This window comes from Mailhella massiliensis (assembly GCF_020741395.1).
In the GTDB taxonomy this organism is placed as follows: domain Bacteria; phylum Desulfobacterota; class Desulfovibrionia; order Desulfovibrionales; family Desulfovibrionaceae; genus Mailhella; species Mailhella massiliensis_A.
The window spans coordinates 1-9237 of sequence record NZ_DYZA01000128.1; the positions used below are offsets into that span (position 1 = coordinate 1).

Here is a 9237-nt window from a genome sequence, read left to right on the forward strand (position 1 = left end):
CCCGCGTCATAAAAATGGCCAGCAATGAAAACCCGCTGGGCGTATCTCCCAGGGTTCGCGAAGTCATGGAAAAGTGCGCTTCCCAGGCTTTCCGTTACCCGCAGTCCGGCAATCCCAGGCTGGTGAAGGCCCTGGCTTCCTTCTATGGCGTGGATGCGGGGCGCATTTTCGTGGGTAACGGCTCTGATGAGGTCATAGACCTCCTTTTCCGGGTGCGCGCTGTTCCCGGCGTACATAATGCCGTGGCGTTCCGGCCCTGCTTCGGCCTGTATCCCACGCAGGCGAAAATGGCGGGCGTAGAATTGCGTCAGGCTCCTCTGAAGTCCGACTTTTCCTTTGATTTTCCCGGTCTTCTGAAGCTGGTGGATGAAAACACCACTCTTGTCATTGTCACCTCGCCGGACAATCCTTCCGGCCGTGCAGCATCCGTAGAAGAGCTTGCCGCTCTAGCCGGAGCGCTTCCTCCCGCCTGCCTGCTGGTAGTGGATGAGGCGTACATTGAATTCGCGGGGGCGGAATACTCCCTGCTTTCCCGGCTTGAGAGCCTCCCCAACGTGGCTCTCATGCGCACGTTTTCCAAGGTTTACGGCCTGGCCGGCATGCGTATAGGCTATGCTATCCTCCCCCCTGCCATTGCAGACTATCTGTGGCGCGTGCGTCTGCCCTTCTCCCTCAACATTCTGGCCGAGGAAGCGGCCCTGGCTGCGTTGGACGACAGCGAGTTCCGGGAAAAGACCATAGAGCTTGTGAAGCGCGGCCGCGTACAGCTTACGGAAGAGCTGCGCACCATGGGATGCGAGGTGCTGCCCAGCCTTTCCAATTTTATCATGTTCCGGACTCCTGAAGGAGCTGTGGGCGTAAAGACCCTGCATGGCGAGCTTCTGCGCCGGGGGATCATTATCCGGGCCCTCGGCGGCTATCATCTGCCGGACTGGCTGCGGGTGAGCGTGGGGACCGATGAGGAGAACGAACTTTTCCTGCGTTATACGCGCGAGATACTGGGAGCCTGAACATGGCAAAAGATTCTTATGGGGTCATTACCATGGACGGACCTGCGGGCGTGGGGAAAAGTACGCTGGCGCGTCGCCTGGCCGCTGAACTGGGCATCGCCTATCTCGATACGGGGGCCATGTATCGTACCTTGGGCCTGCGCCTCGGAGCCGCTTCTGCCGATATGGATGAAGCGACCCTGCGTGCCCGCTGCCGGGAATACCGTTTCAGCCTGGAAGCACCGGAGCCGGGAGCTGCACCCGGGCTTTGCTGCAACGGGGTTCCTGTGGGCGAGGAAATCCGCACGGAAAAGGCCGGGAGGCTGGCTTCCCTGGTGGCACGTCTGCCTGTGCTTCGGGAAGAGCTGCAGCGCGCCCAGCGAGAGATAGGGGAGAATTGTTCGCTCGTGGCCGAAGGGCGTGATATGGGTACCCGGGTCTTTCCGGCGGCAAGGCATAAGTTTTTTCTCGACGCCCGCCCGGAAGTGCGTGCCCGGCGCCGCTATCTGGAGCTGGAAGCCAGGGGGACTCTGAATGGGGAGACACTGGAAGAGATACAGCGCGGCATTGAAGCGCGGGATGCACAGGACAGAGGCCGGGCTGTGGATCCCCTCCGTCCTGCGGAAGATGCCGTTATTGTGGATACTTCCGATCTGGATCTGGAAGGGGTGCTGCGCGTACTACTGGACGCTGTCATCATGAAGCAGGCTGAATTGCCTTCTGTTTTCCCCTCACCTGTGCACGCCAGCGTGCGTATGGTGCTTTCTCCCTCCGCGATTTCTCTTCTTCAGGATATGGCTGTGCGGGAGGCCGCCTTTCTCCATGCGAGGGAGGCTGGCCGCGCGGCTGCGAGCGCAGCGTCGTCTTCCCATTACGGGGTGGAGATTTCCTGCATCCTGCATGAAGACGGCCTTTTTGTGGCCGAGGCCGTGGCCGAGGAAGGGCCTCTGGCCAGGCTTCGCGCGCTTGCCGCCGCGCAGGCGGCGGCCGCAAGGTTAGCCGAGGAACTGCCTGAGGAAAATGTAGCTATTGAGGCCTCACTCCTGCCCCGGTAGAGGGATTGAGCAGATTTTATTGACAGGCTTCCCTGCAAAAGGCGTCGGAATTCTTGACGGGATCTCTGCGCGGAGCTTCTCCTCACGAAAGTGAAGAAGGCGGATGTTCGCTTGGGCCTGCGTTGGAAGGGGCGGAATCTTTCCGTCGGGGGAGAGGGAAAAAAGGGCGTCCGGGATACCCGGAAAAGCTTAGGGAGCATGCGATGAGTGAAGAGAAGGTCTTTCCGGCAGGGGAAGAGAGGATATACGCCGCAGGCAAGATCAACCTTTTTCTCTTCATCACGGGAAAGCTTCCGAGCGGTTACCATGAGTTGGAGACCCTGTTCATGCCTCTGCCCGGGCCGCAGGATATACTGGTGTTCAGGCCTGCTTCCCGCGATAGTGGGATTGCGGTGAGCTGCACGACGCCGGGCATAGACCTTGAGAAAAATACCCTTACCCGCGCTTACGGCTTGTATGTTGAGGCTACGGGCTTCGCCCCGGCCGTGGATGTGGAGCTTGTCAAGAAAATTCCGCACGGAGCGGGCCTCGGCGGCGGCAGCGCGGATGGCGCTCAGGTTCTCTTATGGCTCCAGCGTCATGCGCCTGAACCCTTGCCGGAAGAGAAGCTGCTGCCGATAGCCGCCCGAGTGGGGGCGGACGTACCCTTTTTTCTGAAGGGCGTGCCCTGCCTTGCGCAGGGCATCGGAGAGCGGCTTTTTCCGGTGGAAAGCGGCGTGAGAGGCATGAGCTGCGTCCTTGTCTGCCCTCATGTCCATGTCGATACGGCATGGGCTTACGCGGCATGGGATGCAGAAAGGGCGTCATTTTCCTTGACAGAGAAAACGAAGGCAGATAAAAATAACCGTTCAAGTTACCAGTCATTCTATGGCAGGAACGACTTTGAGCCTGTGGTTTTCGCGGCCCATCCTGAGTTGGCTGCATTAAAAATGCAACTATTACAGGAAGGTGCGGATATTGCAGGTATGAGTGGAAGCGGTTCGGCACTGTTCGGGCTTTTTCGTGATCCTGTGTGTGCGGCTCAAGGCGCCGCAGCTTTGCAAAAGGGGCAGGAAAAGGCTCAGGTGTTCGGCCCTTTCCTTTTCTGAGTCTTCCTGTCGGCTGGCAATGTTGGGGTGTCGCCAAGCGGTAAGGCAGCGGGTTTTGGGTCCGCTATTCGCAGGTTCGAATCCTGCCGCCCCAGCCATGTGTCGTTATGTTCCGGCTTCGCCTGGCGGCGGCGCCTCTGTAGCTTAGGTACTTTACTCAGGAAGGCATGTTCCTTATGTACGGCGACCTTAAAATTCTCACAGGTACGGCCAATCCTCAGCTGGCCATGGATATTTGCGACCACCTTGGCTGCGCCCTTACGCCTGCACTCTGCACGACCTTCAGCGACGGTGAGCTGCGCGTGGAAATCGGCGCCAGTGTGCGTGGGCATGACGTGTTCGTCATCCAGTCCACCTGTGCCCCGGCCAACAAGTCCCTTATGGAACTGTGCCTTATCCTCGATGCTCTAAAGCGTGCCAGTGCCGGCCGCATCACGGCTGTTATTCCCTATTTCGGCTACGCCCGCCAGGATCGTAAGGTCAGCCCCCGCGCTCCCATCAGCGCCAAGCTTGTTTCCGATTTTCTCACCGTGGCGGGCGCGCAGCGCATCGTGACGGTGGATCTGCACGCAGGTCAGATCCAGGGCTTTTTCAACTGCCCCGTGGATAATCTGTATGCCCGCCCCGTGCTCCTGAAGAAGCTCAGCGCGCTTTCCGGTGAAATAGTCATGGTGTCTCCCGACGCCGGCGGCGTGGAACGCGCCCGCTCCTTCGCCAAGAAGATGGACGCGAGCCTTGCCGTTATCGACAAGCGTCGCGACCGTCCCAACCAGGTGGCGGAAATGCATATTGTCGGCGATGTTGCGGGCAAGACTGCCGTGCTTGTGGACGACATGATCGACACCGCAGGCACCATCTGTACCGCCGCCAACATTCTCATGGAAGGTGGCGCCAAGGAAGTGTATGCCTGTGCGACCCATGCAGTACTTTCCGGCCCTGCCTGCGAGCGCCTCAATGATTCTCCTTTCAAGGAAATCATCGTAACCGACACCATTCCGCTCGGCGACCATGCCGCCCAGTGTGAAAAGCTCCGCGTGGCTTCCATCGCCGGAGTCCTGGCCAAGAGTATCCGCAATATTCACGACGGTTCTTCTGTCAGCGCCCTGTTCTGATTCAGGGGATTGAAGACGATATATCGCGCCGCACCCCGTTCGACGGGAGACGGCCCATAAGGAGAAAGCATCATGTCCGAACTGAAAACCCTTTCTGTGAAGAAGCGTACCGCTTTCGGCAAGGGCGCCAATCGCCGCCTTCGTACCGAAGCTCTGGTGCCCGGCGTCTACTACACCGCCGACGGCCAGAATATCGCCGTTCAGATGGCTGAACTGCCCCTCAGCAAGATTTACGAACAGGTGGGCCGCACCAATGTCTTCCAGCTTGAAATCGAAGACGAAAACGGTGTCAAGACCCTGCATCCCGTGTTCGTGTGGGACGCTCAGTATTCCCCTGTGAAGAATACTTTCACCCATGTCGACTTCTTCGGTGTGGATCTTGACAAGGAAATCAAGGTCAAGGTGCAGGTGGAATATGTGGGTACCCCCAAGGGTGTGAAGATGGGCGGCACCATGGAAACCTACCGCGACGAAGTGGTGCTTTCCGCCAAGCCCGCCGACATGCCCCGTAAGGTCAGCCTGGATGTTTCCGGTATGGAAATCAACCAGACCATTCGTGTTTCCAACATGCCTCTTCCCGAAGGCGTGAAGGCCGTGTACAAGTCTGACTTCACCATGGTCTCCGTCTTCATGGAAGGTGCTGAAGAAGCTCCCGCCGAATAATCGCGCGCAGGCTTTGCCTTTCCTGGGCCGGGACAGATTGCTGCCCCGGCCTTTTTTCTATGGATGCAGGGTGCGTGAAAAAGCGACTCTGCACGTCGGTATACGGCCGGAACTGCCCTTCTGCGTTGCGGAAAGCTCATTTTCTCCCTCTCCTTATCCCGGGCCTTTTCCGTGGGGATGGGCATCCGCCCTGTAAGGCGTGCCGTCCTCCCCGTATTCGGAGAGATGAGGAAGTTTCCGTGCGATTTTTGTCTCTCACCATCAATTTCCTCAAGGGGCAGGCATGTCCATCCATCCTTCCTCGGCGATTTCCGTTCTGGGTATAGATCCGGGGTCCAACATTACCGGCTGGGGGATTGTGCGCGAATGTTCCGGCAGGCTGGAGCTCGTGGCGAATGGCGTGCTGCGCGTCAAAGGTGATTCCTTTCCCGAGCGCCTTGCCTGCATCTACCATGGTCTGCACGGGATCATTGAAGAGTTCCATCCCGAAGAGGCGGGAGTGGAGCAGGTGTTCACGGCAAAGAACATCGCTTCCACCATCAAGCTGGCCCAGGCCAGAGGTGCAGCCATAGCGGCCTGCGCGTCCTTTCACCTTGCCGTACAGGATTATGAACCCACCCTGGTCAAAAAGACGCTGGTGGGCACAGGAAGGGCGGAAAAGGAGCAGGTGGCCTTCATGGTGGCGCGACTTCTGGGAAAAACGCATATCGAAGGCCCTCTGGACAGTACCGATGCCCTGGCCATTGCCGTGTGCCACCTCACGTTGCGTCGTTTTCGCAGGCTGGAAGGCCTGTCTTGAAAAGACCTGCCCGGCACGCAGGGTGTCCGGAGAGGGAAAAGCCGTGCCCGGGGGGGGGGACAAAAAACTAAAGCTGCTCAGATTTTTTTAATAAATACTCTTTTCTTCCCGGGAGAAGGTGAGCGATTTTTTTTGGAGTTCAAAAATTTTTCAGGCCTCCGGCAGCCCGCTTTCTCCTGAAAACGGAGAGTTCAAAAAAAAATACGTATTTTTCTGTTTTTTGAGAGAGATAGTAAGGATGAAAAAGCATAATATACTGTTTTTTATTGATAAAATAATAAAATGATATTATTGGCATAAAATTTGCATAACAATAAGTACATTCCTTTGGAAAACATCAACACCATTCGCCCGTCGGCTTCCCTCTCCGGCGGGCTTTTTTCTGCCCCTTCGGGCTTGTGTTCTGTGAAAAATGCGGGCACACTGCGCCAAAACCCTTTTGGAGGAAATGTTTATGAGTCTTTGTCCCTGTGGCTCCGGCCTTGAACTGGATGCCTGCTGTGGCCAGTATATTGAAGGAAAAGCCAAGGCTCCCACAGCCGAAGCCCTTATGCGTTCGCGCTACACGGCCCATTGTCTCGGCCGCTATCAATATCTGACGGATACCACGCACCCCCAGTTCCGCGAGGACGCCTCGGCCGATGAAATCAAGGAATGGTCGTCCATGATGACTTGGGAAGGGCTTGAAATCATAGAAACCGTTGAAGGCGGTGAGAACGACTCTACAGGCGAAGTGAAATTCAGCGCCCATTACAGCGTGCAGAACATGCCCCAGGAACTGCGTGAGGACGCCTTTTTCCGCAAGGAAGGCGACGAGTGGTTCTATGTGGAAGGCAATGTGTACGCCAAGCAGCCTGTTCGGCGTGAAACGCCGAAAGTAGGGCGCAACGATCCCTGCCCCTGCGGCAGCGGCAAGAAGTACAAAAAATGCTGTATGCCCCGCTGAGTGCGGAAGGCGGCCCCGAGGCGGCTGCGGAAAGACCTTGAGGCCGGAGGCGTCGGAGCTCTGGCGTGTCGAGATTACGAATGTTTCTTCGCGTCAGGGCAGGAAGTATTCCTTGCTCTTCAGCCGTGAAGAAAATGCGGAAAACGGAGAAAACCCTTGCGTTCCGGCGCAAAACACTGTAATAGGCTTTTCCGGCGGGCATTCCACGGAAAGTTTCGTTCATAGGGGGCGGCCCCTGTGAGAGTCTTTGCGGCCCGGGAAAAAAGAACCCTCGGCAGGGCTTGTCATTTCCCCCTATTTGTGGCAGGCTTCCAGAGCAGAAGGAACGACATTCTTTTTTCCTTTTTATGTATGTGAGCCTGTGTCTTGCGCAGGCAATTTTCCCCACAGTCCCAACATGTCCAAGGAGGACGCGCATGGCTGAAGTTTCTTTCCAGGGAAAGACCTTTGAAGTCGACGAAGACGGTTTCCTGCTTCGCTTCGAAGACTGGTGCCCTGAATGGCTGGAATTCGTGAAGGAATCCGAAGGTATTCCGGAACTCACCGCCGATCATCATAAGGTTATCGACTTCCTGCAGGATTACTACAAGAAGAATGGTATCGCCCCCATGGTGCGTATCATGTCCAAGAATACCGGCTATAAGCTGAAGGAAATCTACGAGCTGTTCCCCTCCGGCCCCGGTAAGGGCGCCTGCAAGATGGCCGGTCTGCCCAAGCCCACCGGCTGCGTGTAAGCCAGTACTTCTTGTGCTGACAGTATAAGAGCTTTAGGAAAAGGCGGAAGAGTTTTTCTTTCGCCTTTTTTCTACTTGCCTGTGGGGATAGCCTTTGATAGAGATGAAGGTATCCGATTTTGCCATAACATTTTTAAATGGAGGATTCCATGAAAGCATTTCGTCATGCGCTGTTTGCCGCGGCTATGGTGATGGGGATTGCCTCTGCCGCCCAGGCTGCGGATCTTGTCCGTAAGGTGGACAGCTTTGATCTTCTGGCCGACCAGTCCGGCTCCATGATGATGAAGTCCGAAGAATTCAAGATGACCAAGGCCGCCGCCGCCAAGCAGGTGCTCGCCGCCGTGAATGAAGCCATTCCCGATCTCGGCTACAAGGCTTCCCTGCACACCGTCGCTCCCGCCGGCAGCGTCGTTGCCTATGGTGACTGGGATCGTTCCGCCATGGCCGACGGTATTGCCTCTCTGCAGGATAACGGTCAGGTCTTCGGCCGTATGACCCCCATGGGCGACGGTTTTGCCGCCAACTCCGGTGATTATGCCGCCATGGCCCGTCCTACCGCCATTGTGCTCGCTTCCGACGGCGCCAACAACCTCGGCGTTGATCCCGTGGCTGAAGCCGCTGCCATTTATCAGGCTCAGCCCGGCATCTGCTTCCACGTCATTTCTTTTGCCGACACTGAAGAAGGTCAGGCTGTTCTCGACAAGATCGCCGGCCTGAATTCTTGCTCCGTATCCGTGAAGGGCGCCGACCTCATGGCTGATCAGAACGCCCTGAATCAGTTCGTGGCCGACGTGTTCTACACCGGCGCCGCTGAAGAAGCCCTGGTGCTCCATGGCGTCAACTTTGCCTTCGATTCCTATGCGCTCGACGCTAAGGCTCAGGGCATCCTCGACGAAGCCGCTGCTGTGCTCAAGGAAAAGAATGTGCATGTCACCCTGGAAGGCTGGACCGACTCCATCGGTACCGACGCCTACAACAAGGTTCTTTCCCAGAATCGTGCCAACGCTGTTAAGGCTTATCTTGTGGAACAGGGTGTTCCCGCTTCCAAGCTGACCGCTATCGGTATGGGCAAGTCCTTCAAGTATGACAACGCTACCGAAGAAGGCCGCTACCTGAATCGTCGCGTTGAGCTGCTTTTCAACTAATAACTGAGCCCGTATGACTGAGGGGCCCGGCAACACCGGGCCCCTTTCTGATTTTGTAAGCACGGAGTTTTCATTCATGTTTCGCAAGTGTTGGATGGGTGTAGTCCTGTGCGGTCTTCTGCTTTTGGATCCCTGCGCTTCCTTTGCAGCCAATGAATCCAAAATTCAGGCCGACCTCGACGCCTTTGTCAGCCAGTATATCACGAGCGCCAACAAGCGTATGACCGTCAATCGTGCGCGCCCGCAGGTGGTGAAGCGCGGCTCCAAGTACATCGCAACATTCACGGAGATCAACAAGCAGACGGCCAAGGCGCAGATGCGCAAGAGCAAGAGCAAGCATTTCGATTATGTGGCGACGCTCCGCTATGAGGAACTGACGTTCGAGAGCGTGGGCAATACCCACAAGGAAGCCGCCAACGGTGAATTCCGCTGCGTGAAGATCCGCAAGCTGACGGAACTTCCCCGCTATGTGAAAGGTAAGTGGGAAAACTGACATTCCGGAGGCGACACCTCCACTGTCAAACAACCGGCTTTTCCGACTTGATTCGGAGAAGCCGGTTGAGTTTTAAGGCCTCCAGGCAGTTGAGGGAGCGGAAGCGACCGAAACAGAAAAACACCCGCTTAGCGGGTGGAACTCAAAATGGTGATACCTGAAAAACACCTTTTCGATAAGACGGAGTTGTTCAGGCTTCCGTCCCCATCAAAA

At 56.7% G+C, this 9237-nt stretch carries 9 protein-coding genes, 1 tRNA gene and 1 pseudogene; all 11 read left to right on the forward strand.

What is annotated here, in order from left to right:
* Window positions 1-1010, forward strand: a 1010-nt coding sequence (hisC, locus tag K8W16_RS06510; RefSeq protein ID WP_304122257.1) for a histidinol-phosphate transaminase, incomplete at its 5' end; no start/stop codon positions are given.
* 2 nt (window positions 1011-1012) lie between these two features.
* Window positions 1013-1675 (forward strand): annotated as a pseudogene (gene cmk, locus K8W16_RS06515) ((d)CMP kinase); the annotation flags it as partial.
* A 572-nt stretch (window positions 1676-2247) separates the two neighbouring features.
* Complete coding sequence (gene ispE / locus K8W16_RS06520; RefSeq protein WP_304122259.1) at window positions 2248-3132, forward strand: 4-(cytidine 5'-diphospho)-2-C-methyl-D-erythritol kinase; 885 nt, start codon at window positions 2248-2250, stop codon at window positions 3130-3132.
* Between the two features lie 23 nt (window positions 3133-3155).
* A tRNA-Gln gene (locus K8W16_RS06525) sits at window positions 3156-3230 on the forward strand.
* Window positions 3231-3308: 78 nt separating this feature from the next.
* Window positions 3309-4244: a ribose-phosphate pyrophosphokinase gene (locus K8W16_RS06530; protein ID WP_304122270.1), complete on the forward strand. Its 936-nt coding sequence runs from the start codon at window positions 3309-3311 to the stop codon at window positions 4242-4244.
* A gap of 72 nt (window positions 4245-4316) precedes the next feature.
* Window positions 4317-4907 (forward strand): 50S ribosomal protein L25/general stress protein Ctc, encoded by a 591-nt coding sequence (locus tag K8W16_RS06535; RefSeq protein WP_304122260.1) that lies wholly within the window; start codon window positions 4317-4319, stop codon window positions 4905-4907.
* A gap of 283 nt (window positions 4908-5190) precedes the next feature.
* Window positions 5191-5706 carry a crossover junction endodeoxyribonuclease RuvC gene (gene ruvC, locus K8W16_RS06540; RefSeq protein ID WP_304122262.1) on the forward strand — a complete coding sequence of 172 codons (516 nt, stop codon included), beginning with the start codon at window positions 5191-5193 and terminating at the stop codon, window positions 5704-5706.
* Between the two features lie 454 nt (window positions 5707-6160).
* Window positions 6161-6652, forward strand: coding sequence for a YchJ family protein (locus tag K8W16_RS06545; protein WP_304122263.1), 492 nt, complete (start codon window positions 6161-6163; stop codon window positions 6650-6652).
* 416 nt (window positions 6653-7068) lie between these two features.
* The gene (locus K8W16_RS06550; RefSeq protein WP_077071760.1) at window positions 7069-7386 is read left to right on the forward strand and encodes a TusE/DsrC/DsvC family sulfur relay protein; all 318 of its coding nucleotides are present in this window, start codon (window positions 7069-7071) and stop codon (window positions 7384-7386) included.
* Between the two features lie 149 nt (window positions 7387-7535).
* On the forward strand, window positions 7536-8531 hold the full coding sequence (locus tag K8W16_RS06555) for an OmpA family protein (RefSeq protein ID WP_304122266.1): 996 nt from the start codon (window positions 7536-7538) through the stop codon (window positions 8529-8531).
* 76 nt (window positions 8532-8607) lie between these two features.
* The gene (locus K8W16_RS06560; protein WP_304122268.1) at window positions 8608-9024 is read left to right on the forward strand and encodes a hypothetical protein; all 417 of its coding nucleotides are present in this window, start codon (window positions 8608-8610) and stop codon (window positions 9022-9024) included.
* The last annotated feature ends 213 nt before the right edge of the window (window positions 9025-9237 follow it).